Consider the following 24,781-nt stretch of genomic DNA (forward strand, 5'->3'; position numbering starts at 1 on the left):
CTCTTATGACAACTTTTATATCATACCATCCATGCGATTGTTTTGTCAACAACTTTTTTTGGATGTTTTTTATAATCTGTTGTCGTCGTTGCGACTTATAATAATATATCACGATATTATTAAGTTAGCAATACTTTTTGTTAATTTTATTTCATCAATATTAATAAACTAACACACATCACTCCAGGCAGACCTAAAACTGCAATCATAAGCACAGAGAAAAAATTAATCGGAACATGGAAAAGAACCCCACTAGCCCCCATTATTAAGTTACCTATAAATAAAACAACGATAACAGCCGCAATTTTAAACCAAAACCACGCAAAATACTCCCAGACTTTCCCTCGGCTCTCTTTGTTCAAGAAAAAAAGAAATAAGACAACAAAACAGATCATAGTTAAAACTATGTATCGCATAGCACCATCCTTTTTTCATTTAGTGGTAACATATGCATCTGCTTCGGTTCTTATTTCTAAAAGATTATTTAATTAATACACGGCGTACTCGCGCTTCTTTATACAAATAGTAATGGATACTTTCAGCTTTTTTTCGTTCAGCCATTACATCTAGATTATAGTCGTCCGTTAACCCTTCAATTACCTTCGCATTTTGCAAAGTTTCCTTCGTCTCTTTAATAGAAGAAACTAACTTGTCGTCGAATTCTTTTTTGAGCTTCCCTTTACGTGAAAATAACATCGTGCTTCCCCCTGCTTTATAACTCTCTTCTTCCTTCTAATGCTTTCGATAATGTTACTTCATCAGCGTATTCCAAGTCCCCACCGACGGGTAAGCCGTGTGCAATACGTGTTGTTCGAAGGCCAGATGGCTTAACAAGACGGGAGATATACATCGCTGTCGCTTCACCTTCAATAGTAGGATTAGTCGCTAAAATTAATTCTTGTACACGTTCATCGTGCAAACGTGCCAATAACGAAGCAACGTTAATATCCTCTGGTCCAATACCATCCATTGGTGAAATTGCTCCATGCAGTACGTGATATAAACCTTGATAATCACGCATTTTTTCCATAGCAATAACATCTTTTGGATCTTGAACGACACAAATAGTAGAAATATCTCTTTGTTTATCCGAACAAATATGACATGGATCTATATCTGTTATATGACCGCATTGTGAGCAATATAGTAAATTACGTTTTGCATCAATCAGTGCTTTCGCGAATGTTGATACGGTATCTTCTTTCATTGTTAAAACGTGAAATGCTAAACGCGCAGCAGTTTTAGGTCCAATCCCTGGTAATTTCATAAAACTGTCGATTAGCCTGGATATCGGCTCTGGATAATGCATCCTATTCCCCCCTATAAAAAGGCACATCCCAAAGCTTGAGATGTGCTTTTATTTCTACATGTTTCAAATTAGAAAGGAAGGTTCATCCCTTGTGTGAATTTGCCCATTGTAGAATTCGTTGTTTCTTCTACTTTTTTAAGTACTTCGTTCGTTGCGATAATGATTAAATCTTGTAACATTTCGATATCTTCTGGATCAACTACAGATTCATCTAAATTTACTTCCAACACTTGGCGTTGACCGTTCATCACAACTTTGACCATACCGCCACCAGCAGTACCTTCAAATAACTCTGCATTTAAAGCCTCTTGTGCTTCCATCATCTCTTTTTGCATTTTTTGCATTTTTTTCATCATACCTTGCATATTACCCATACCACGCATATTAATTTCCTCCTTTAAATGTGTAATTATTCTTCGATAACCTCAACAATTTCTTTTCCAAAATGCTTTTCAGCTTCCGTTACAAGTGGATCTTGTGTTTCTAGCATCTGAACATCATCCATGAAAGAAGGCTCATCCGTTAAATCCGTTGTGGCATTCCCATCATTCATTCCGGAATTTTTCTGGTTTAGACCATTTTCCTGAATGAAATTTTCCCGAAGACGACCCCAAGCTGGCTCCGGAATACATAAAAGTTCATACTGTACCCCTACTTCCGACGCTATCCTCTGTGTAAACAATGAAACAAGAACGTTGTTGTCCGCTACCATTTGACAATGTATATCATACTTGAATTTTATCACAAAAGCACTTGCATTTGCGGCAACTGGCTCTGCATCTGCCAATAAAGCGGCATGAGACTTTTGTAAGCTTGATAAACTAATAGCCCAGGCCGATTTCACTTTTTGTAAATCCGTTTTTGTTGCTGATTTTAATACTTCTTGAATACGGCCCGTTGGCGCATTGTATTGATTACCTTGTGGACGTACACGCTGACGAGGTTGTTCATTCTGTTGAACGGATGCTCCTCCATCTTGAAGTTGCTGTGTCAGTTGACCTAAACGACTTTCAAGTGCAGCTACTTTCCCTTCGATTTCAGGGTCTACTACTGCAGTTCCTTGTGTTGTTGCTTTATACTGCGCCATTTTTAAAAGTGCAGTTTCTAAATAAATTTTCGTATGATGTGAAAAACGCATCTCTTGTTGCGTTTTTGCTAAAATATCGATAAAGCCATATAGTGTACTTGCATCAAATTGCTCAGCCAAAGTTAAAAATTTATCTTCAGGTGCAATAAACTCCAATAGTTCCTCTAATGTACCGTCTGTTTTTATAAGCAGTAAGTCTCGGAAAAATGTAATAAAGTCTTCTGCCAAACGTAATGGCTCTTTTCCATCTGCAATTAAATTTTCAACACTGCTTAGTACTTGCGCAACTTTCTTTTGTAAAAGGGAGCTGGCAATATCATAAAATGCATCCTGGCTAACAGAACCTGTTACAAGGAGTACATCTTCCAACTGAACATGTTCATTACTGAATGATACGACTTGATCAAGTAGACTCAGTGCATCACGCATACCACCAGCTGCCGCTTGTGCAATTGCTTTTAACGCTTGCTCATCATACCCCATACCGATGTCTTCCAATACAACCTTCATACGCTCTACTATATCTATAGAAGAAAGTCGTTTAAAATCAAAGCGCTGACAACGGGAAATAATCGTCGCGGGTAATTTATGAGGCTCTGTCGTCGCCAAAATAAACACTGCATGCTCAGGTGGTTCCTCAAGTGTTTTTAGTAATGCATTAAATGCACTTGTAGAAAGCATATGCACCTCATCAATAATATACACTTTAAAGCGTGCATTCGCTGGGGCAAAGCGTACCTTTTCTATAATATCTCGCATTTCTTCCACTCTAGAGTTAGAAGCTGCATCAAATTCAATAACATCCGTATGTGATCCTTCAGTGATACTTATACAGGTCGCACACTCGTTACACGGCTCACTTGCTGGAGCATTTTCACAGTTTAAAGCTTTTGCAAAAATTTTCGCAGTACTTGTCTTACCTGTCCCGCGTGGACCAGAAAATAAATAGGCATGTGTTGTTTTGCTTGCAAGGAGAGCATTTTGAAGGGTCCTCTTCACATGTGTTTGCCCAGACATTTCACGAAATGACTGCGGTCTATAAACACGATAAAATGCTTGATATGTCAACCTTTCCCTCTCCTTTCATAATAAAAATCCATAAATTCAGTATAGCATAAAGTAATACGAAACTCTTTTGAAATCAAACGAATATACTTCATACAAATAAAAAAACGCACCCATCAAATTTTGATGGGTGCGTTTGAATTGGTAAGTTAATACCGTGCACCTTTCTTCGACTACCGCACATAAGCGTTACTCTTGTCGTCAGCTCGGGTTAGGCTACCCCGCGGCACATAAGTGATTCCACTTAATGCTGCTTCCTTCCGGACCTGACATGGTTCATGGGTACTTATTGCGCAGGACCCAACCGTCAACACTACGTGCAAAAGGCAGACCAAACAATACGGATAGCCTCAGAAAAGGAATTCAATCTTGCTAGAGCGGATTGCAAGTTACAGGGCACCGCTACCTCCCCATCTAGCACGGCAAGTATTAGTATACTAAGCAAGCAATAAAAATGCAATGATATGTCCCAATTAATTTTTTTCCATTTCAAAAAAAATATCTTTATTTGCAAAAATTTTATTGACGTAAAATTTATTTCGTGATAAATTATTCTTTGTCGAAAAGACATCTTATATTTGGAGGTATACCCAAGTCCGGCTGAAGGGATCGGTCTTGAAAACCGACAGGCGGGTAACACCGCGCGGGGGTTCGAATCCCTCTACCTCCTCCATATTTTTAACATTACTCCGCTACAGCTATTGGGCGGTTTTTTTATATAAAAAATCATTTAAGTACTATTTCTACTTGTTAGAAATAGTACTTTTTGTATTTATTTTTGCTTTTCATGTACAATTAACTCCTAAAACAGGCTTTTAAAGGCGGTATATTACTTTGGAATCGACTCAACCTCGAATAAAATCAATGAATTTATTTCTCTTTATGCTGCTTATGGCATTTTTCACAGCTATAGGTGGTGAAATAAAATTTATTCCTTTTGAAGATGGACCGTTCCGTTTTGGATTAGGGAGCATTATTTTTTTCTTTGCATTATTAATTCGCCCATTACCAATTATTACAACAGGCCTTTTAACAGGTATGGTTGTAATTATCGGCCGGTCACTATTGGATTTTTTAATTTATGGTCAAGCTCTTTCTGTTCAACTACTCGAACATTTACCAGCAGGGATTTTCTATATAACCTTTGCACTATGCTTTAAATTAATTGCATTGGATGAATTAAAAAAACATCCGCTCATTCTTGGTTTATTAGGAACATTATTTGAGGTTATTTCCAATATAGTCGAATATATTCTTACGGAGCTACTTCTCGTCTCTGACCAGGAAACGTTGATTTCTTTTTTACTGTTTATCGTAGTAGGATTATTACGTAGCTTTTTCGTTGTCGGTATCTATAGCATAATCACCATGTCAGAACAACAAAAGCAATTAAAACAACTTATGACAATTCATTCAGAGTTATATGTTGAAGCTCTCTATTTAAAAAAGACTATGAATCAGATTGAACAACTTACCGCAAATAGTTATCAGCTATATAAAAAGCTAAAAACAACGGAAGAAAAGCATGCGATGGAGGCTTTATATATTGCTCAAGAAATTCACGAAGTTAAAAAAGATCATGAGCGTATTTATGCAGGCCTTTCAAAAATTACAAATCTAAATTATCCGTCCAAATTTTTATTAACGGATATTTTAAGTTTTATTGTAGAAGCTAATGAAAACTACGCAAAATATTTAAATAAATCGATTTCATTTACTTTAATATGTCCAGACGATTTTGTAATTAAAAATCATATTGCCCTTTTCGCCATTTTAAATAATTTAATGGCAAATGCTGTAGAAGCGATTGAGAAAAGCGGGTTTGTTACACTAAGTGTTACTGTCGAAAAAGAAACAACAACTTTCATCGTGGAAGACAACGGAATCGGAATCGAAGAATCATTAATTCCGGTTATTTTCGATGCTGGCTATACGTCCAAATTTAATGAACAAGGACAAGGCTCCACAGGAATTGGTCTGTCGCATACGAAAACAATTGTCGAAAACCTAAATGGAGCTATTCACGTAACAAGTGATACATCGACTAGCTTTATCGTACAAATTCCTTCAAAGAATATTCAAAAGGAGATTTTATAAATGCGTTATTTTATAGTGGATGACGACCGTGCAAGTCGGGTGATGCTTAGTAATATTATCAATGACTGTGAACTTGGGACTGTCATCGGAGAGGCAAAAAACGGTCTTGATGCAATTCCTCAAATTTTGATGATGCAGCCGGAATTCGTATTAATCGATCTATTAATGCCTAAGTTGGATGGTATCGAAACAATTGAACGCCTCCAGCAAAATGGATTTAAAGGCCACTTTATTATGATTTCGCAAGTGGTCAATAAAGAAATGGTGGCGGATGGCTATTCAAAAGGGATTGAATTTTTCATCCATAAACCTATTAACAAAGTTGAGGTGCAAATGGTCTTAAAACGGACGACAGAGCAATATTTATTGAAAAATTCTCTTGAAGTTATCCGCCAATCTTTAACAAATTTTAATATTACAGAAGTGACTCATACTAAAAAAACAACACGCGAACATATACAGTCCATCTTAAATGATATGGGGATTGTCGCTGAAGTTGGCAGTGAGGATATTATTAAAATAATTGAACAACTGTTAATTGAAAAGCATAAAATTGCTCCCCTCCCTCCATTAAAGGAGGTCTATGAACGTGTAGCAATGCTGACGAAAAATACACCAGACGACATTTTAAAAGAGAGTAAAGCGATAGAACAGCGTGTGCGTCGAACGATATTAGCGGCAATGATTAACTTAGCCAATATGGGAATTGTCGACTATACAAATTCTGAATTTGAATACTATACTCCCCGCTATTTCGATTTAACTGATATTCGATATTTAATGAAACAAATAGAAAATAATGATCAGCGAAAAGCAAAAGTAAATATCAAAAAATTCATTCAAGTATTATATTCTGAAATTATTAGTAAAGTTGATTAGTCGGATTTTGTCGGATTTTGTAGGTATGAAATAAAATTAATTTTAGGCTAGTCCTGAATCTGAATTTTTAGGGGGAACAATATTTTGAAAAAGCTAAAAATTAGTTTAGCTGCTCAAATTTTAATCGGTCTTGTACTTGGGGTTATCGTTGGAGCAGTATTTTTTGGGAATGAAAATGTACAATCATATTTACAGCCACTTGGCGATATATTCTTAAACTTAATTAAGATGATCGTAGTACCGATTATTATTTCGACACTAATCGTTGGCGTTGCCGGAACTGGTGACTTGAAGCAATTAGGTCGTCTTGGCGGTAAAACACTTCTTTATTTTGAAGTTATTACAACAGTTGCAATTGTTGTTGGGTTATTAGCAGCAAATCTATTCCAACCAGGTGCTGGAATTGACATGAATGAGCTGCAGCAAACAGATATTTCTTCTTATGTAGAGACATCAGAACAAGAAGAAGCAAAAGGAACTTTCCAAATCATTGTTGATATTGTACCAAAAAATATCATCAACTCTATGGCTGAAGGCGATATGCTAGCAATCATCTTCTTCTCTGTAATCTTTGGTTTAGGGGTAGCAGCCATTGGTGAACGAGGAAAACCAGTACTTGCATTCTTCCAAGGTACAGCAGACGCCATGTTCTGGGTTACAAACTTAGTAATGAAATTCGCACCAGTAGGGGTATTTGCGCTTATCGGTGTAACCGTTTCCAAATTCGGTGTAGAATCCCTTATTCCATTAGGAAAATTAGCGATTTTAGTATATGCCGCAATGATTTTCTTTGTAATCGTTGTTTTAGGTATTACAGCCCGTATTTTCGGTATTAATATTTTCAAACTGATTCGTATGATTAAAGATGAGTTATTACTGGCATTCTCTACATCTTCATCAGAGACAGTATTACCTCGCATTATGTTAAAAACAGAACAGATGGGTGCACCAAAGGATATCGTATCATTCGTTATTCCAACAGGTTACTCATTCAACTTAGACGGCTCGACACTTTACCAGGCAATTGCAGCACTTTTCATTGCTCAAATGTACGGTATCGAACTTTCAATAGTAGAACAAATTACATTAATGCTTGTATTAATGGTAACATCTAAAGGTATTGCCGGTGTTCCTGGGGTATCATTCGTAGTACTTCTTGCAACATTAGGCTCTGTAGGAATTCCACTTGAAGGTTTAGCATTCATCGCAGGTATTGACCGTATTCTTGATATGGCTCGTACAGCTGTAAACGTAGTAGGTAACACATTAGCTGCACTTGTTATGGCAAAATGGGAAAAACGTTTCGACGAGAAGCAATTTGCCGAGTATCAAGCTGCAAACTTAAAATAAAGATATGAAAACGCCGTAGTGAGATACAACACACTACGGCGTTTTTTTATTTTACAACTTTCGACAAGTAAGCGCGTATGGAAGCTTCGCCATTATGTAAAGCTTCATGTTCCCTCGCTTCATCCTTTGCCACTTTTGCTTCCGCTGCTTCTATTATCTGTTGGATATCTTTTTGTGGAATGACAATTACCCCATCAATATCACCAACGATATAATCACCTGTTTGTACGACAACGCCACCTACTGATACAGGCCCCCCAACCGTACCACCGCCATGTTTATTACCTGCTGCTACTGTTGTTCCTAATGCAAATACAGGAAAATCAATAGCTCGTGCGGCTGCTAAGTCCCGAATTACCCCGTCGACTACAAATCCCTGTATTCCGACGCCTTGTGCAAGTTGCATGACGAAATCACCTGCAACTGCACGATTTGTATTCCCCTTTGCATCGATAACTAAAATATCTCCCTTTTCTGCTTGACTAATTGCTTCTAAAACAGCACCGTTTTCCCCGTCCGGTAGTCGTACCGTTCGCGCACGTCCAACAATTTTAAAATGATCGGCCAGTGGTTTAATTGATGCTGCAACATTCGTATGCCCCCCTGTTGCATCGGAAATTGCCGTCGTTGGTAAAACAATTAATCGTTCTACTATTCTTAAAGTCATATTTCCATCCCCTTTTCGCTATAATGTTACAAATCAGAAAAATTCGTAAACACTTTTAGCATAAACGAAACAACTTTTTTTTTACAATATTTTTTAAAATCGTTACAAATTTATACATATTGGGAATACTTAAACTACTTAAAAGGGGGATTATTCATGAACAATCGACTCATTGAAATTGTAACAAATGATGTTGGTGAAACTGTTTATAAAATGAAGACCTTTGATATACATGTTACAGCTAAGTTAACAGGGGGAATTGCACCGACGATTACTTATATTCATGAAGATAACGATGTTACGGATGATATACGTGCCATTCGTTTTCATTTTGAAAATCCTGCTTCTTATATTGAAAATTACCCCTCTTTTCAAAAAATGCTTTTTGAAAAAGAACAACGTGCAGTTAATGAATTGTATGAAATGATTAGTATAAAGCCTAAAAATATGTCGACCGGTAAGCAGATTTTATGGAGCTCTTTCGTATTCTTGCTTGTAATGATTCCAGTTTTTATTATTCTCTTAATAAAATAAATAAAGACCGATTTCCGTCATGATACCAGAAATCAGTCTTTTTTCATTATTTTCTTAGATGGCTTGTTTGCTCTAGCATATAACCAATGCGCACTACAATATCTTCCACTTGATCAGGATTTTTCATTAAATCGTAATCATTAATATCAATGCGCAATACCGGACACGCATTAAAGTTATTAATCCAGTTTTCATAGCGTCCATGCATTTCCTGCCAGTAAGTATGAGGCGTTTGTTGCTCCATCTCACGCCCACGTTCCTGAATACGACCAATAACATCATCAATCGGTCCCTCTAAATAGACAAGCAAATCCGGGTGCGGGAAATAAGGCGTCATCACCATGGCATCGAAAAGATTTGTATATGTTTCATAATCTATTGGTGACATTGTACCTTTGTCATAATGCATCTTTGCAAAAATACCTGTATCTTCATAAATTGAACGATCTTGAATAAAGCCCCCGCCATACTCAAATATACGCTTCTGTTCTTTAAAGCGCTCAGCTAAAAAGTATATTTGTAAATGGAAGCTCCATTTTTCAAAGTCATCATAAAATTTATCTAAATAAGGATTTGTATCAACCTTTTCATATGATGTTCGGAAATTTAAGCTCTGTGATAATGCCTTTGTCATTGTCGATTTCCCGACACCAACTGTTCCTGCAATTGTAATGACCGCATTTGCAGGAATATTGTACTTCTCTCTTAAGTTCATTTCTGATGCAAACTCCTTTGTTGTAACTTTTCCTCTACTACTCGTAGTACATACTGTAAATCTTCTTCGCTCTTTACAAAATCAAGTTCATCTCCATTAAGCGAGATGACAGGAATTTCTGGATGCATCTTTTCAAAATGCCCGATAAATTCATGATAATCACTTGAAAGTTGTTCCATATATTCACGTGTTATGTTCTTTTCTACTTCACGACCGCGCATCGCAATTCGTTTCATTAAAGTATCCAAACTTGCATGTAAATAAATGACCATGTTTGGCTTTGGCATATCAGCCGTTAAAATTTTATAAATTGATTCGTACTTTTCATATTCTGATGCCTTTAAAGTACGCTTCGCAAAAATTAAATTTTTAAAAATATGATAATCAGCCACTACCGGACCTTGCGCTTCAATAATCTCATGAATATCAGATAATTGCTTATAACGATTGCACAGGAAAAACATTTCCGTCTGGAAGCTCCACTCATTGATATTTTCATAAAACTTACCGAGAAATGGATTTTCATCTACAATCTCTTTTAATAAATGATAATCAAACGTTTGTGATAAGGCCTTAGATAATGAGGTCTTCCCAACACCAATCGGACCTTCTACTGTTATAAATGGCACAGACATTAGAAGTGCTCCTTCTCTTTTTATAGTCAATGCTTTTCATTTTATCACAATGATTAATAGACAACAAAATAAACAATTGTATTTTACTGAAATCATGAAAAAAGCTGTTCTAAACATAAATCATTCAGTCAATTTGAGCAAGTGCCTGTTCTTGTTGTTCAAACACTTCATTACATTTTTGTTCATAGTCTAATTCAATCCTTTCACGTTCAGTGTTCACCATCTCTTCAAGTGAATGTTCCTTTTCTATTAATTCTTGTTCTAAAATATCTCGTTGTTGTTCAATTTTTTCATTTAAATTCTGTAATTTCTCAAACAATTGATCCTCAAGCTGGTTTTGCGATGCTTTCTCACTATCCAGGAGCTGTTCAATGGCTTCATCACGCATTTGCTCAAGTAATTCATACTTCTCCTCATGCTTCTCTTCCAACAGGCTAAATTGATGCTCATATTTTTCACATAAGTTGAGGAGTGCGGACTGCAAATTATCCATCTTCTGTTCAAAGCCAGCTACTAGTTGCCTACTTTGTCCCCCTTGTCTCAACAACTCCATCTGTTGATGCTGATAATGTTTAAATATTACACGTTCTTCCACTTGCATTTGCCCAAGCATCTCTACCTTATTTTCTCTATAGCCATTAACTTCTTCACTATAGTCACTCTTATATTTTTCTAATATAATTTGTATTTTATTTTCAAATAGCAATTTTATTTTACCCACTGCTAGATCACTATTTTGTTTAAGAAGATTTCCTTCATTTTGCTTCCGTTGTTCAAGTGCAATTAATTGTTCTTCATACTGCCTTTGTAAAGTCATATATATTTGTATTTTATTTTTCTCAACTATTTGTAATTTTGCAGTATAATTCTGATATAAACTCTCCAACTGTTTTTCAAAATAATCGTTCACTTCTTCTATTGTTTGAAATGAATTCATAATAATCCTCCTTCAAACTTTTCCCTTCATCATAGCACGTCTAATTCTATAGTCGCCTAAGCATTTCAACTCATGCTAAACTAAATATAGGGAGTGATAGATAAATGCTCGAAAAGAACGATCACTATTACATGCTAGAAGCATTAGAAGAAGCAAAAAAGGCAGCTGCCCTGGGAGAAGTCCCAATTGGTGCCGTCATAGTATATAAAAATGAAATTATTGCACGGGCACATAATTTGCGGGAAACAACCCAAAACGCTCTAACACACGCAGAGAGCATGGCGATTCAAGAAGCATGCAAAAAAATAGGTAGCTGGCGTCTAGAGGAAACAACTTTGTATGTTACATTGGAACCTTGCCCCATGTGCGCAGGTGCAATTCTCCAATCACGAATACCTCGAGTAGTTTACGGGGCACGTGATATTAAAGCGGGTTGTGTTGACTCGTTATATCGTTTATTAAATGATGCACGGTTTAATCATGAATGTGATGTTACAGAAGGAATACTAGTAGATGAGTGTGGTCAAATTTTAACAGACTTTTTTAAGGCTATACGCGAACGTAAAAAACAAGAGAAATTACTGCGAAAACAACAACAAGAAAAGTAGGTGGCACGGTGGGCGGATTTGCTATTTTCGATTCCATTCATATGACATGGCTTATTTTTATTAGTTTGTTTTTAACTATTTCAATATATAGTTATCATTATATTGCTAGTAAACAGCAACAGCTCTTTCAAAAATTAATTTTTTGGCTGTTGCTGTTTTTGGAAATTATGAAACAAATTCACTTAATTGTCACTGACCAATATTCATATTGGAGCCCACCATTCCATTTATGTGGGCTAGGTATTTTTATTACTGGTTGGCATGCTTACTTTTCAAACCGTACAACAGCTACACTACTATATACACTCACTTTACCTGGAGCTGCTATTGCTCTATTATTTCCTGGGTGGACAGCTGATCCAGTGGGAGGATTTTTACATATCCATAGCTTTGTATTTCATGCCTTGCTAGTAGCCTTTATTTGCCCGTTAATACGAGAGCGTCAGCTGCATACCACATTCCGAGATATTTGGCGCTCGGTATTGCTTTTACTCATTACGGTACCATTTATTTATTACTACAATGCACGTTTTCAAACGAATTTTATGTTTTTAAATCGACCAGTGAAAGGGACACCCCTCCAGTGGCTTTATGATGCATTTGGCGCTTCCGGTTATTTATTGAGTTTGGCCGGGGTTATTTTTAGCATTTGGATTGTGCTCTATGTACTTCTAAACATACAAAAACGACGAAACGTTTCCTTTTAGTTGTTTCGTCGTTTTATTTTTCAATATAAAATTAGTCTATTTTAATAATTATTCGAGAATTATCCCCAGTAGCTAATAAATCAAAGCCTTCATTAATTTCGTCTAATGGAATAATATTCGATAATAATTGGTCCACTGGTAGTTTACCGGATTTTATCATATGCAAATAATGCGGTATATCTCTCAATGGGAAAAAGACTTGCCGCTTTAATCTGGATCAATACTTCGCCTTCTTGGGGGGCATCCAGTTCAATTTCTTCTATATGAATCGGTTTACTTTCCGCATACGGCTTTAAATGGTTTCAGTTTTAGCCCTCCTTAAACTAAGTTACTGGCAAAAGCGGAGACGTCCTTCAATTTTTCCTGCTGAATATTTGTCTTAATTTGCATTGCTTCAAACAGCTCCACAACTTTCTCTGTTGCTACATTTCCAGTTGCACCAGGTGAAAATGGGCAGCCGCCAAGTCCTGCTATCGAACTATCAAACTTTTCAATTCCGGCATTTAAGGCAGCTATGATATTGGCATAGGCAAAGCCATTTGTATCATGGAAATGGGCTACAAATGTTGTTTGAGGAAAATCTCTTTTTAAAGCGCTAAACCGTTCATATACTATGCGCGGATTTGCCTGACCATTTGTATCGCCGATTGAAATTTCATCAGCCCCATCCTTTACAAATTGCTCGACAACCCTTTTCACTTGCTCATAGGAAATAGCACCTTCATACGGGCAGCTAAAACACATGGACACATATCCTCTGATAAACTTGTGCTGAGCTTTTGCCTGCTGAAACATTTCGCTGCATTCTTCCAAAGAATCAGCAATGGAACGCTTAATATTTTTCTGATTGAATGTCTCGCTTGCACCTACAAATACTGCAATCTGTGGAACACCTGCTTCAATTGCACGTTCCAGCGCTTTCATATTTGGAGTTAAAGCAATATAATCTAGTCCTAACTCATTGCAAAATGATGTGATTTCCTGAGCGTCCGCCATTTGCGGCACAATTTTCGGGTGGACAAAGGAGGCCGTTTCGATTCGCTGAAATCCTGATTCATATAATTGTTTGATTAATTGTTTCTTTTCATCTGTTGGAACAAAGCTTGCCTCGTTTTGCAGGCCATCGCGTGGTCCTACTTCAATAATTTCTATTTGTTTTGGAAAGTGCATGATCTTCACCTCAATAAGATTTTGGAAGTTTTAATATATGTTCTCCGACGTATGATAAAATTAAATTTGTTGAAATTGGAGCTACCTGATATAATCGTGTCTCTTTAAATTTACGCTCAATATCATATTCAGCGGCAAAGCCAAAGCCTCCGTATGTTTGAATGGCTACATTGGCCGCCTCCCAGGATGCATCTGCCGCCAGGAGTTTCGCCATATTGGCCTCTGCTCCACAGGCTTGGTGTCGATCGTAAAGTTCCGCTGCTTTTATGCGCATCAAATCAGCTGCTTCAAGATGAATGTGGGCTTGTGCAATCGGAAATTGTATCCCTTGGTTTTGTCCAATAGGTCGATCAAAAACGACACGTTCTTTTGCGTATTTCGTTGCCCGTTCAATAAACCAGCGCCCATCGCCAATACATTCTGCCGCAATTAAAATCCGCTCGGCATTCATCCCGTCCAAAATATAGCGGAATCCTTTTCCTTCCTCGCCAATCAAGTTCTCTACCGGCACTTTTAGATTATCGATAAATAATTCCGTTGTCGCATGGTTCATCATCGTTTTGATGGGACGGACTTCCAAGCCATTGCCGACTGCTTCATTCAAATCAACAACAAGTACCGACAAGCCGTCACTCTTTTTTACACATTGGCCTTTTGGCGTTGTACGCACCAATAAAATCATTAAATCCGAATGCTCAACACGCGATATAAATACCTTCTGACCGTTCACGATATAATGGTCGCCCTCACGCTTTGCAAACGTTTTTAAGTTTGTTGTATCCGTTCCTGTATTTGGTTCAGTAACGCCAAATGCCTGTAAACGAAGCGAACCATCAGCGATTTTTGGCAAATATCTTTCTTTTTGTGCTAGTGAACCATGACGTAAAATAGTCCCCATCGTATACATTTGAGCATGGCAAGCTCCTGCATTACCACCTGATCGATTAATTTCCTCTAAAATAACAGACGCCTCTAATATTCCTAAACCTGAACCGCCATACTGTTCAGGAATCAAGGCTCCTAAAAAGCCAGCCTGAGTAATTGCCTCGACGAAATCTGTTGGATAGCCATCTATTTCGTCTAACTTTCGCCAATATGCACCATCAAATCGTTTACAAACTGCTCTTACACCTTCCCGAAGTTCCTCTAGAAATACAAGATTCTCTGTTTGCATCATATGGTATCCTCCTACCGTCCGATAAAATTAGGTTTCCTTTTCTCATTAAAGGCTAAGATACCTTCCATTCGATCCTCCGAAGCAATGACTTCATTGTACGTTTCAATTTCAATACGAAAAGCATCAGATGCTTCCAATGAACTGATCTCAGCTACTTTTTTTACACCTTGAACGCCTAATGGTGCATTACATGCAATGTTTTCGGCTAATTGTAGTGCCGTTTGCAACACATCTGAGGAGTCAGTCACTGCATTAAATAAACCTGCCTGCTGGGCTTCTTCTACTGGAACAATTCGCCCTGTAAATAACCATTCCTTTGCAATATGTAGCGGTACACGTTTTGGCAATAAGCGTGCACCCCCACCACCAGGCATAATCCCACGAGTGACTTCAGTCAATCCAACTTTAGTATTCCTGCCAGCGACGATTAAGTCCGTATTTAATGCGAGTTCAAATCCTCCCGCAAGTGCATAGCCATTTATTGCGGCAATTGTAGCTTGCTTACAATTAGCTACAGCCTGAAACATTTGCTCAAATAAATGATGCTGTTCTGTCCACTCTACCTCGCTCATCCCTTTACGTTCTTTTAAATCCGCGCCTGAGCAAAAGGCATCTCCAGTAGAGGAAGTTAAAATAATTACACGCACTGGCTGCTCATTCAGTGACTGAAATACAGATAGCAGTTCCTTCGCCATATTGGTATTAAAGGCATGCCGCATTTCAGGTCGGTTTAACGTCACAATCGCAATTTTATCTTCATATTTATATGAAACTTGAATGTATTCCATTCGTTCACACATCCTCCTGTGAGAATACTTGATTATTAAAAGGCTTTATAATAATTGGTGGTACCGAGGTATTAACAAGAGAGCATTAAGCAAGATAATGTTGGAATTATTGAAGTGAAAATAACTGTGCGCGTATATTGAGAGGATTTTATATAAATTGATTTTGATGTATCTGCTGATAGTATTGCTATCTGTAAGTATGTTCTATTAATATTTGAATTTTGTATCAAGTATCCTATTTTCTCGAATATAACAAAATACTCTAACTTTGTAAAACTAATTACTAAATAATATTTTTGTTCATAAATAAAAAAAGTGTGCCGAATCGTTAGATTCAACACACTTTAATTTTTATATTTAATTATTTCACCGTAATTACTTCTACGCCACCCATATACGGACGTAAAACGTCAGGAATAACTACAGAACCATCCTCTTGTTGGTAATTTTCCAATATCGCAGCAACTGTACGACCAATCGCAAGACCTGAACCGTTTAACGTGTGAACGAATTCAGGTTTTGCGCCTGCTTCACGGCGGAAACGGATATTGGCACGACGCGCTTGGAAATCTTCAAAGTTTGAACATGAAGAAATTTCACGGTACATACTTTGTGCTGGAATCCATACTTCTAAATCGTATTTTTTCGCAGCTGTAAAACCTAAGTCTGCTGTACACATTTTTAATTTGCGATATGGCAAGCCTAAAAGCTGTAATACTTTTTCAGCATGACCTGTCAAAATTTCTAGTTGTTCATAAGATTCTTCGGGTTTTACAAAACGGACTAATTCTACTTTGTTAAATTGGTGCTGACGGATCAGTCCACGTGTATCACGACCTGCAGAGCCTGCTTCTGAACGGAAGTTAGCGCTGAATGCAGAGAAAGCTTGCGGCAGCATATCCGCTGATAAAATTTCATCACGGTAATAGTTTGTTACCGGTACTTCAGCAGTTGGAATTAAGTAATAATCCATTTCATCTTCTTCACGGACTAATTTAAATACATCTTCTTCAAACTTCGGCAATTGGCCGGTACCTGTTAGTGAATCGCGGTTAACGATTTGCGGTGGCAGCATTTCTGTATAGCCATGCTGATCTGAATGAAGATCCATCATGAAGTTCAGTAAAGCACGCTCTAAACGTGCACCTAAACCTTTATAGAATAGGAAACGACTTCCCGCAACTTTAGCTCCGCGCTCAAAGTCCACGATATCTAAATCTTTTGCAAGATCCCAGTGTGCTTTTGTTTCAAAATCAAATACCGGCACATCGCCCCAAGTGTACTCTTCTACATTGTCATCTTCTTCTGTGCCAACCGGTACTGATTCATGCGGGATATTTGGCAAACGCATCATCATATCTTTAAACTCTTCTTCAATTGCATTTAACTCGGCATCTAAAGTTTTAATCTCATCCCCTACTTCACGCATACGGGCAATCACTTCTGTTGCGTCTTCCTTATTGCGTTTCATTACAGAAATTTGCTCAGATACTTTATTACGCTCAGCTTTTAATACTTCTGTTTTGGCAATTAACTCACGACGTTTTGTATCTAAGCTTTCGAAGTTGTCCAAGTTTCCTAAGTCCTCATTGCGAGTAAGGAGCATACGTTTTACTTCTTCAAAATTGTCACGGACGCGTTTAATATCTAACATAATTTTTCCTCCTAAAGTTTATGAAATGATGATCCTGAGCACTTTAACGGATTAATGTAGTGGTTCAATTACGCCTTAGCATAATTGCATCCAGATTTTTTTCGAGTTTACTCGAAAATTCCTTTAAAAAATCTGTGATATCCGCCGGTGCATTTTTTCATAGAGCGGACCATGAAAAAATGAATACAAAAAAGCCCTCAATCCCTATAAAAGGGACGAGAGCTACCCGCGTTGCCACCCTAATTGAATAGATTACCTCTATTCCTCTTAACAATTAACGACTCTGGTAAGCCGGCTTCTACCTACTATTAGTTTTCGGAAAAAGCATCTCAAGGACGGATTCACAAGTGTCTTTATCAGCTTCCACCACCCGCTGACTCTCTAAAAAAAACTCGCTTGCTACTACTTCCTATCATCGAATTCATTTATAAATTTAACCATACTGTACTATAAACAGTACATCAATGCAAGTTTTCCCTAAAACATTCATAAATAATTTTTGATGTGCTATACTTTTCTGACATTAATAAATTTCGAAAATTTATACCTTTTACAAAGGTCACAAAAGGAGGTAATTATTATACTTTTCTTTCAGCTACAAAAAGAACATTCTACTCCACTCTATGAACAACTTTATATCGGTATAAAAGATGCCATTACAAATAACCAACTTGCTGTAGGAAGTCGCCTTCCTTCTAAACGGGAGCTAGCAGAATTTTTCAATATTAGCCAAACAACCGTTGAACTGGCTTATTCTCAGCTGTTAGCGGAAGGGTATATTATGTCAAAACCTCGCATTGGTTATTTTGTTGAAGAAATAGATTCATTACCTTATCGTAAAAATAACGTAATGGATTTTAACTTTAAAAATGTAGCCAAGCAAACGGAATATAAAATTGATTTCTCCTCTGCAAAAATCGATGAGGACGCATTCCCTTTTACAACATGGCGAAAGTATGCAAAAGATGTTCTAGATAAGCCATTCAAGCATTTACTGCAAACAGGCGAGCGTCAAGGTGAACTGGCATTACGTGTTGAAATTTCAAACTACCTTCATCAATCCCGAGGTATAGAATGCCAGCCGGAACAAATTGTGATTGGCTCCGGAACCGAACAGCTGCTTCCTATGATTTTAAAAATTTTAGACGATGATTTTCTACTTGCTTTTGAAAACCCAGGCTATTCACCAATTCCAAGGCACCAATTGAGTCAGCTCGCTATTCCTATTTCCGTTGATACAGATGGAATTGTTGTGGAACAATTACAGAAAACGAAAGCAAATGTTGTTTATATTACACCGTCTCACCAATTCCCGACTGGGGCAGTATTATCTGCTAATCGCCGCACGCAGCTATTGAATTGGGCAGCCAAGGCACCAAATCGTTTTATAATCGAGGATGATTACGATAGTGAATTTCGTTATATTGGAAAGCCCATCCCGGCATTACGTGGGCTGGATCAAAACGATTGCGTAATTTATTTGAGCACTTTTACAAAATCCCTTATGCCATCATTACGTGTTGCATATTTCGTATTACCACCAACACTTATTAAACGCTATCAAGAGCATTTTAATTACTATTCTTCCACTGTTCCTCGTTTTGAACAGCATATTTTAGCAAAGTTTATGGAAGACGGGCACTTTGCAAAACACTTAAATCGCATGAGAAAAATTTATCGCAAAAAGCATGATAAATGTATTGAAATTTTTTCAAATTATTATCCACAAATATCAATATCCGGAGATGCGGCTGGTACGAATATATTAATAGCATTTCTTCACGATCAATCTGAATTAGCGCTACAACAAATTGCATTACAGCACAATATTAATATTTTGCCTCTCTCCAATTATTATTTAACTGAACAATCATACTCTAAACGGACATTTTTACTAGGTTTTGGGCATTTACATCTCCATGAAATAGAACAGCAAATCCATGAACTAATGGCCATTTGGAATATCTTCAGAAAATTGGTAAACTGACAAATCTAACATTGAGACGTTCTACATTAAGAACGTCTTACTTTATGTTGAAATAATATCAATCCGGTAATGTTCTACCCAATCATGCAACTGAATTAAGTAGGCAATTAATTGTGGACCAGCCATTAACTGACCGAACCATGGAATCTGGAATGACTGACCATTTGTAGCGAGTAAACGCTTTAATTGGTCATGCTCAAACAATTCATATAATACCGAATCTTTCTGTTGCAAAATTTGCTGTAAACGTTGATGCACAAGTTCTGTATATTTTGGATGGTATGTTTTTGGATATGGATTTTTTTTACGCTCGACTACTTCTTTTGGTAAAAGAGAAGAAAAAGCTTCCCGTAAAATTCCCTTTTCTTTTCCGCCACTATTTTTCATTTCCCATGGAATATTCCATACGTATTCTATAATCGTATGATCAGCAAACGGAACACGAACTTCCATACTCGCCCCCATTGTCATTCGATCATTTCTTTCCAGTAGAGTTTGCATAAAGAATAAATTATTTAAATAGAACAATTGCTGGCGTTCTTGCTCCTCCTTATTCCCTATAAAATGGGGCATATCCTTTATCGCTTGGTCATAGGTGTTTTGCATAAACTGCGGCAACTGTAGCCGTTTTTGCCACTCTGTTTTAAATAGCTGTTCCCGCTCCTTTGTAGAACGTAGCCATGGAAACAGACTTTCTGTTTTTTCACCATAAAACCATGGGTAACCACCAAATACTTCATCTGCACATTCACCTGATAATGCAACAGTATGTTCATTTTTCATCTCTTTACAGAATAAATAAAGTGAACTATCAATATCAGCCATACTCGGCATATCTTTCAATATCATGGCATGCTGTAAGCTTTCAACCAAATCCTGCTGAGTAATGGTTACTTGCTTATGGTTTGTTTGAAATGCTTGTTGCATCTTCCCAATCCAAAATTCATCCTGAGATGTTTGAAAGGAGTTCTGCTGAAAATGTTGGTCATTTTCTTCATACGCTACTGAATATGTCGATAAAGTTTTATTCTCTTTGGCCAGTTGTTCAGCCGCTACAGCTGTTATAATGCTTGAATCTAGCCCTCCCGAAAGCATTGTACTGATCGGTACATCACTTATTAATTGACGTTCAATTGCCTTCGTTACAAGCTCCCTTACTGTTTCTATTGATTCTTCCTCTGAATGTTCATGATGTTTACTTACAATATCCCAATATTGCCAGCTCTTCTTTCCTTCTTTATGAACAACCATGGCATATGCAGGTTTTACTTCTTTAATTCCCTTAAAAATGGCATTACCGACTATTCGTGATGGTCCTAAACTAAATAAAGCCGCCAGCCCTTCTATATCGACTTGTGGCTTTACAAAAGGATGTGCCAATATCCCCTTAATTTCAGAGCTAAATAATATACCACCTTCATATTCATAGTAAAATAAAGGTTTAACACCTAACCGATCACGGCATAAGAATAAAGATTGTTCCTCTGCATCCCAAATAGCAAACCCAAATATTCCATTCAAATACTCCATACATCGTTCTTTCCATTCACAGTACGCAATTAAAATAACTTCCGTATCTGATGTTGTATGGAATGTATAGCCACATTTAATTAGCTGTTCTCGAATTTCATTGGCATTATAAACTTCCCCATTATAGACAATTGTAAAGTTTCCTCTAGTCATTGGTTGGTCACCTGTTACTAAATCAATAATTGCGAGCCTTTTATGTCCTAGCAATGCATGCTTGCTTACAAAATAACCTTCACTATCTGGCCCACGATGTAAAAGCGTTCTCGTCATTTTCTTTATAAGTAATTCATTATCTACTAGATTTTCAGAGTAATCAATCCAACCTGAAATCCCACACATAATTATCCCTCCATAACAACAATGTATGTATGGCACGCTCCATCTACAAATTGTCCCATTCGAAAATTCCATATTTGTATAAAAAAAGAGCCTTTCTATAAGGTTTTCTTATAGAAAGGCTCATATTTATTTAATTAATCCATTCGCAAAACCAAATACACCGCTCCATAAATTAGCAAAGAAGCTTGCAATTCCTTGGAAGAATAGTGCTACTTTCCCTGCACGTTCCACAGCTTCTGTTGTTACAACTTCTGCCACAATGTTAGAGCCGTCAATATAGCCATAATCCGTACCTTGTGTAATATTAACAACAGCTTGGCCTACTACTTGGTTCTTCTCAACCCCAGCTTCTAGTTCTTCTGTTGTCAGCATTAAAGTCGGAACATATAAATCTTTTTCAGTCGTTTTTATCATCACTGAAATAGGATCTTTTATCGCAATATTTACAGCTTCTTCTTTCCCTTTTGTTACAGGAAGTGATTTCTTTTCTTCAAATGTGTAGTTTGCCGGAACAAGTTCTACTTTTGAAAATTGACCAAAACCATAATCAAATAACTTCGCCGTCGCATCAAAGCGTGCCTTATAAGAGCCTACACCTTTAGAATCTACAGCCTTCATTACTACTGCAATTAAACGTGTATCACCGCGTTTTGCTGTACCGGTGAACGTATGACCGGCAAAATCAGTTGTACCTGTTTTTAAACCGTCTACTCCTTCATAAGCATATACAAGACCTGGCAACATAAAGTTCCAGTTTGACATGTTAATTGCATCAGAAGTACCTTCACGGAAGACCTTTTTAGGAATTTTTGCTGTTTCTAACATTTCAGGATGATCTTTCAGTAAATGATACGCTAATTTTGCTACAGAACGAGCCGGCATAACATTCTCATCGTTTTCACCTGTACCTGTTGGATGCATACCTAATAAGTCCGAGTTATTCAAACCTGTTGTGTTAACAAACTTATAGTTTTCTAAACCAAGTTCTTCTGCTTTTTTGTTCATAAGCTTCAAAAATTCTGTTTCTGTCCCTGCAATCGTTTCTGCAATTGCAATTGTTGCCGCATTTGCAGAATAAATAGCCATCGCTTCATATAATTCCTGAATTGTATACGTACCATCAGCACGCAAAGGTACATTACTTAATAAACGGTTTTGAGAAACTTTATATGTATACTCTGTTACATTATATTGTTGATCCCAAGTAATTGAACCTTCTTTAATCGCATCAAGTAATAAGTATTCCGTCATCATTTTCGTCATACTTGCAATACCTAGTGCAGTTTCTGCATTTTGTTCATATAAAATCTTCCCAGTATCTGCATCAATTAAAATCGCTGCATCTACCGTTAACCCTAAATCCGTCTCTGCATTTGTTTTAGCAGGTACGGCCATCGTCAACATACTGAATATTAACACTGGGATTAAGACGAAGCTTAATACCATTTGCTTTCTTACTATCTTCACAAAGCTACCTCCAAAATTTTTATTCTCTAACGACATTTTATCATACATAAGTAGTCAAATGTGTGCTCTTCTTAATAAAAAACGCTACTATCTCAATTTGATGATAGTAGCGTTCAAAAGTTGCCTAGAACTTATTGTAAAGAATAGTTTGGTGATTCTTTTGTAATTTGTACATCATGTGGGTGTGACTCACGTAAACCTGCCCCTGACATTTTAATGAATTGTGATTTCTCACGTAATTCAGCTAAATCCGGAGCACCACAGTAACCCATTCCAGCACGTACACCACCAACTAATTGGTGAATTGTATCTGCTAAAGGTCCTTTATAAGGTAGACGTCCTTCAATTCCTTCTGGAACTAACTTCTTCGCATCTTCTTGGAAATAACGGTCTTTTGAGCCTTTTTCCATTGCACCAAGTGAACCCATACCGCGATATACTTTAAAGCGACGTCCTTGGAAAATTTCAGTTTCTCCTGGAGATTCAGAAGTTCCTGCCAACAATGAACCTAACATTACAGTATGTCCACCAGCAGCTAAAGCTTTTACGATATCACCTGAATACTTAATACCGCCATCAGCAATAATTGTTTTACCTACTTCACGTGCTACTGAAGCAGCATCATAAATAGCTGTAACTTGAGGTACACCTACACCTGCTACAACACGTGTAGTACAAATAGAACCAGGTCCAATTCCCACTTTCACCACATCTGCTCCTGCCTCAAATAAAGCACGTGTACCTTCAGCTGTTGCTACATTACCCGCAATAATATCTAAATTTGGATATGCTGCACGGATTTCTTTAATAGTATTTAATACACCTTGTGAATGACCGTGTGCTGTATCAATTACTACAATATCTACCTGCGCTTCCACTAGCTTAGCAATGCGTACCATTGTATCTTTGGAAACACCTACTGCTGCACCTACAACTAAACGGCCATGGCTGTCTTTAGCTGCATTTGGGAATTCAATAACCTTTTCGATATCTTTAATTGTAATTAAACCTGTAAGTTTCCCATCTTCATCTACAATAGGTAATTTTTCGATTTTATATTGTTGAAGAATTTTTTCAGCATCTTCTAAAGTCGTTCCTACAGCTGCTGTTATTAAATCCTCTTTTGTCATTACATCATCTATTTTTAATGAATAATCAGAGATAAAACGTAGGTCACGGTTAGTAATAATTCCTACCAATTTTTGATCTTCCATATTATTCACGATTGGAACACCTGAAATGCGGTATTTGCCCATTAAATGTTCTGCATCGAATACTTGATGCTCAGGTGTTAAGAAGAATGGATTTGTAATAACGCCATTTTCAGAGCGTTTTACTTTTTCTACTTCTTCTGCTTGTTCGTCGATACTCATATTTTTATGAATAATTCCAAGCCCACCTTGACGAGCCATTGCAATTGCCATTTTTGCTTCTGTGACAGTATCCATACCGGCAGAAATCATTGGAATGTTTAACTTAATATTATTAGTTAGGTTTACAGATAAATTTACATCCTTTGGTAATACTTCAGAGTGTGCTGGCACTAATAATACATCATCAAATGTTAAACCTTCTTTAGCAAATTTTGTTTCCCACATTTAAGTATGCCTCCTATTTAGAAAAGAATATTATTGTAAGGTTATCAACGTCGACCACGACTGTCAAGATTACATGAAAAATAAAATAATTCGGAATATTACCTCAGTTGATTATTTTAATTTTTTTTACTGTTTTATTATAATTTTATTTTTACTTTTGCTTTATCTTTTCCTTTAATAAACTTTTTATAATATAATTCTTTACTTCAAATATCAGCTATAACAACCTTTATAACAAATTATTTATTTGGTAATATATCCCTTGTTTAATAAAAGGGATTATTAGATTTCTAAGAAGAAAGCATCTTTATTGAATATTTTTATACAAAAAAACCACTGAAAAATTTCAGTGGTTTAGAATTGCGAAGCGACGTCCTACTCTCACAGGGGGAAGCCCCCAACTACCATCGGCGCTAAAGAGCTTAACTTCCGTGTTCGGTATGGGAACGGGTGTGACCTCTTTGCCATCATCACTTCACTA

Annotated in this window: 24 protein-coding genes, 1 tRNA gene, 1 rRNA gene, 1 other RNA gene and 1 other annotated feature; of the genes, 8 read left to right on the forward strand and 19 right to left on the reverse strand. The window is 37.0% G+C overall.

What is annotated here, in order from left to right; all coding sequences use genetic code 11:
- Positions 1 to 146: 146 nt before the first annotated feature.
- From SNE38_RS18060 to ffs, 6 genes are all read right to left on the reverse strand, one after another.
- Entirely contained in the window at positions 147 to 395 is a 249-nt protein-coding gene (locus SNE38_RS18060) for a pro-sigmaK processing inhibitor BofA family protein (protein WP_336047046.1), read from the reverse strand.
- 85 nt (positions 396 to 480) lie between these two features.
- Positions 481 to 696, reverse strand: a complete 216-nt coding sequence (locus tag SNE38_RS18065; protein WP_191705438.1) for a YaaL family protein — start codon at positions 694 to 696, stop codon at positions 481 to 483.
- Between the two features lie 16 nt (positions 697 to 712).
- The gene (gene recR, locus SNE38_RS18070; protein ID WP_191701843.1) at positions 713 to 1,309 is read right to left on the reverse strand and encodes a recombination mediator RecR; all 597 of its coding nucleotides are present in this window, start codon (positions 1,307 to 1,309) and stop codon (positions 713 to 715) included.
- A 68-nt stretch (positions 1,310 to 1,377) separates the two neighbouring features.
- Positions 1,378 to 1,692 (reverse strand): YbaB/EbfC family nucleoid-associated protein, encoded by a 315-nt coding sequence (locus SNE38_RS18075; RefSeq protein ID WP_191705439.1) that lies wholly within the window; start codon positions 1,690 to 1,692, stop codon positions 1,378 to 1,380.
- A 26-nt stretch (positions 1,693 to 1,718) separates the two neighbouring features.
- Positions 1,719 to 3,464: a DNA polymerase III subunit gamma/tau gene (gene dnaX / locus SNE38_RS18080; protein WP_336047047.1), complete on the reverse strand. Its 1,746-nt coding sequence runs from the start codon at positions 3,462 to 3,464 to the stop codon at positions 1,719 to 1,721.
- 152 nt (positions 3,465 to 3,616) lie between these two features.
- Positions 3,617 to 3,884: signal recognition particle sRNA large type (ffs, locus tag SNE38_RS18085), an RNA gene on the reverse strand.
- 157 nt (positions 3,885 to 4,041) lie between these two features.
- Here ffs and SNE38_RS18090 point away from each other — a divergent pair.
- The 4 genes from SNE38_RS18090 (at position 4,042) to SNE38_RS18105 (ending at position 7,787) form a co-directional block, all read left to right on the forward strand.
- Positions 4,042 to 4,134: transfer RNA gene (locus tag SNE38_RS18090), tRNA-Ser, on the forward strand.
- 161 nt (positions 4,135 to 4,295) lie between these two features.
- Complete coding sequence (locus SNE38_RS18095; protein WP_336047048.1) at positions 4,296 to 5,558, forward strand: ATP-binding protein; 1,263 nt, start codon at positions 4,296 to 4,298, stop codon at positions 5,556 to 5,558.
- Positions 5,559 to 6,437, forward strand: a complete 879-nt coding sequence (locus SNE38_RS18100; protein WP_336047049.1) for a response regulator — start codon at positions 5,559 to 5,561, stop codon at positions 6,435 to 6,437.
- A gap of 81 nt (positions 6,438 to 6,518) precedes the next feature.
- Positions 6,519 to 7,787 (forward strand): cation:dicarboxylate symporter family transporter, encoded by a 1,269-nt coding sequence (locus tag SNE38_RS18105; protein ID WP_191705457.1) that lies wholly within the window; start codon positions 6,519 to 6,521, stop codon positions 7,785 to 7,787.
- 46 nt (positions 7,788 to 7,833) lie between these two features.
- Here SNE38_RS18105 and SNE38_RS18110 read toward each other — a convergent pair whose 3' ends face one another.
- The gene (locus SNE38_RS18110) at positions 7,834 to 8,454 is read right to left on the reverse strand and encodes an RraA family protein (protein ID WP_336047050.1); all 621 of its coding nucleotides are present in this window, start codon (positions 8,452 to 8,454) and stop codon (positions 7,834 to 7,836) included.
- A 156-nt stretch (positions 8,455 to 8,610) separates the two neighbouring features.
- Between SNE38_RS18110 and SNE38_RS18115 the strand changes: the two genes are divergently transcribed.
- Entirely contained in the window at positions 8,611 to 8,988 is a 378-nt protein-coding gene (locus tag SNE38_RS18115; protein WP_336047051.1) for a sodium:proton antiporter, read from the forward strand.
- A 46-nt stretch (positions 8,989 to 9,034) separates the two neighbouring features.
- Here the strand turns inward: SNE38_RS18115 and SNE38_RS18120 are convergent, their stop codons facing one another.
- The 3 genes from SNE38_RS18120 to SNE38_RS18130 form a co-directional block, all read right to left on the reverse strand.
- Positions 9,035 to 9,703 (reverse strand): deoxynucleoside kinase, encoded by a 669-nt coding sequence (locus SNE38_RS18120; RefSeq protein ID WP_336047052.1) that lies wholly within the window; start codon positions 9,701 to 9,703, stop codon positions 9,035 to 9,037.
- Positions 9,700 to 10,338 (reverse strand): deoxynucleoside kinase, encoded by a 639-nt coding sequence (locus tag SNE38_RS18125; protein ID WP_191705446.1) that lies wholly within the window; start codon positions 10,336 to 10,338, stop codon positions 9,700 to 9,702. Before SNE38_RS18125 ends, SNE38_RS18120 begins: the two co-directional genes overlap by 4 nt.
- Before the next feature lie 124 nt (positions 10,339 to 10,462).
- Positions 10,463 to 11,275 (reverse strand): hypothetical protein, encoded by an 813-nt coding sequence (locus SNE38_RS18130; RefSeq protein WP_336047053.1) that lies wholly within the window; start codon positions 11,273 to 11,275, stop codon positions 10,463 to 10,465.
- Between the two features lie 104 nt (positions 11,276 to 11,379).
- Between SNE38_RS18130 and tadA the strand changes: the two genes are divergently transcribed.
- Both tadA and SNE38_RS18140 read left to right on the forward strand, forming a co-directional pair.
- Positions 11,380 to 11,883 (forward strand): tRNA adenosine(34) deaminase TadA, encoded by a 504-nt coding sequence (gene tadA / locus SNE38_RS18135; RefSeq protein ID WP_191705448.1) that lies wholly within the window; start codon positions 11,380 to 11,382, stop codon positions 11,881 to 11,883.
- An 8-nt stretch (positions 11,884 to 11,891) separates the two neighbouring features.
- Positions 11,892 to 12,590 carry a TMEM164 family acyltransferase gene (locus SNE38_RS18140; protein WP_456242981.1) on the forward strand — a complete coding sequence of 233 codons (699 nt, stop codon included), beginning with the start codon at positions 11,892 to 11,894 and terminating at the stop codon, positions 12,588 to 12,590.
- A 31-nt stretch (positions 12,591 to 12,621) separates the two neighbouring features.
- Here the strand turns inward: SNE38_RS18140 and SNE38_RS18145 are convergent, their stop codons facing one another.
- The 5 genes from SNE38_RS18145 to serS form a co-directional block, all read right to left on the reverse strand.
- The gene (locus SNE38_RS18145; RefSeq protein ID WP_336047055.1) at positions 12,622 to 12,750 is read right to left on the reverse strand and encodes a hypothetical protein; all 129 of its coding nucleotides are present in this window, start codon (positions 12,748 to 12,750) and stop codon (positions 12,622 to 12,624) included.
- A gap of 158 nt (positions 12,751 to 12,908) precedes the next feature.
- On the reverse strand, positions 12,909 to 13,760 hold the full coding sequence (locus SNE38_RS18150; protein WP_191705450.1) for a hydroxymethylglutaryl-CoA lyase: 852 nt from the start codon (positions 13,758 to 13,760) through the stop codon (positions 12,909 to 12,911).
- A 10-nt stretch (positions 13,761 to 13,770) separates the two neighbouring features.
- The gene (locus tag SNE38_RS18155) at positions 13,771 to 14,937 is read right to left on the reverse strand and encodes an acyl-CoA dehydrogenase family protein (RefSeq protein ID WP_336047056.1); all 1,167 of its coding nucleotides are present in this window, start codon (positions 14,935 to 14,937) and stop codon (positions 13,771 to 13,773) included.
- 11 nt (positions 14,938 to 14,948) lie between these two features.
- A complete protein-coding gene (locus SNE38_RS18160) occupies positions 14,949 to 15,725 on the reverse strand; it encodes an enoyl-CoA hydratase/isomerase family protein (RefSeq protein WP_191705452.1) in 777 nt (258 codons plus the stop codon).
- Between the two features lie 361 nt (positions 15,726 to 16,086).
- Positions 16,087 to 17,379 (reverse strand): serine--tRNA ligase, encoded by a 1,293-nt coding sequence (serS, locus tag SNE38_RS18165; protein ID WP_191705453.1) that lies wholly within the window; start codon positions 17,377 to 17,379, stop codon positions 16,087 to 16,089.
- 208 nt (positions 17,380 to 17,587) lie between these two features.
- Positions 17,588 to 17,804: a binding site (T-box leader), on the reverse strand.
- 149 nt (positions 17,805 to 17,953) lie between these two features.
- Between serS and pdxR the strand changes: the two genes are divergently transcribed.
- Positions 17,954 to 19,366 (forward strand): MocR-like pyridoxine biosynthesis transcription factor PdxR, encoded by a 1,413-nt coding sequence (gene pdxR / locus SNE38_RS18170; RefSeq protein WP_191705458.1) that lies wholly within the window; start codon positions 17,954 to 17,956, stop codon positions 19,364 to 19,366.
- 42 nt (positions 19,367 to 19,408) lie between these two features.
- Here pdxR and asnB read toward each other — a convergent pair whose 3' ends face one another.
- The 4 genes from asnB to rrf all read right to left on the reverse strand — a co-directional run bounded on the left by asnB (position 19,409) and on the right by rrf (position 24,778).
- On the reverse strand, positions 19,409 to 21,235 hold the full coding sequence (asnB, locus tag SNE38_RS18175; RefSeq protein WP_336047057.1) for an asparagine synthase (glutamine-hydrolyzing): 1,827 nt from the start codon (positions 21,233 to 21,235) through the stop codon (positions 19,409 to 19,411).
- 126 nt (positions 21,236 to 21,361) lie between these two features.
- Entirely contained in the window at positions 21,362 to 22,702 is a 1,341-nt protein-coding gene (locus tag SNE38_RS18180) for a D-alanyl-D-alanine carboxypeptidase family protein (RefSeq protein WP_336047059.1), read from the reverse strand.
- A gap of 131 nt (positions 22,703 to 22,833) precedes the next feature.
- A complete protein-coding gene (guaB, locus tag SNE38_RS18185) occupies positions 22,834 to 24,300 on the reverse strand; it encodes an IMP dehydrogenase (protein WP_191705456.1) in 1,467 nt (488 codons plus the stop codon).
- 362 nt (positions 24,301 to 24,662) lie between these two features.
- Positions 24,663 to 24,778, reverse strand: a 5S ribosomal RNA gene (gene rrf / locus SNE38_RS18190).
- Between the last annotated feature and the right edge of the window lie 3 nt (positions 24,779 to 24,781).

The sequence above is a fragment of the Solibacillus ferritrahens genome (assembly GCF_037027585.1).
Taxonomy (GTDB): Bacteria; Bacillota; Bacilli; order Bacillales_A; family Planococcaceae; genus Solibacillus; species Solibacillus ferritrahens.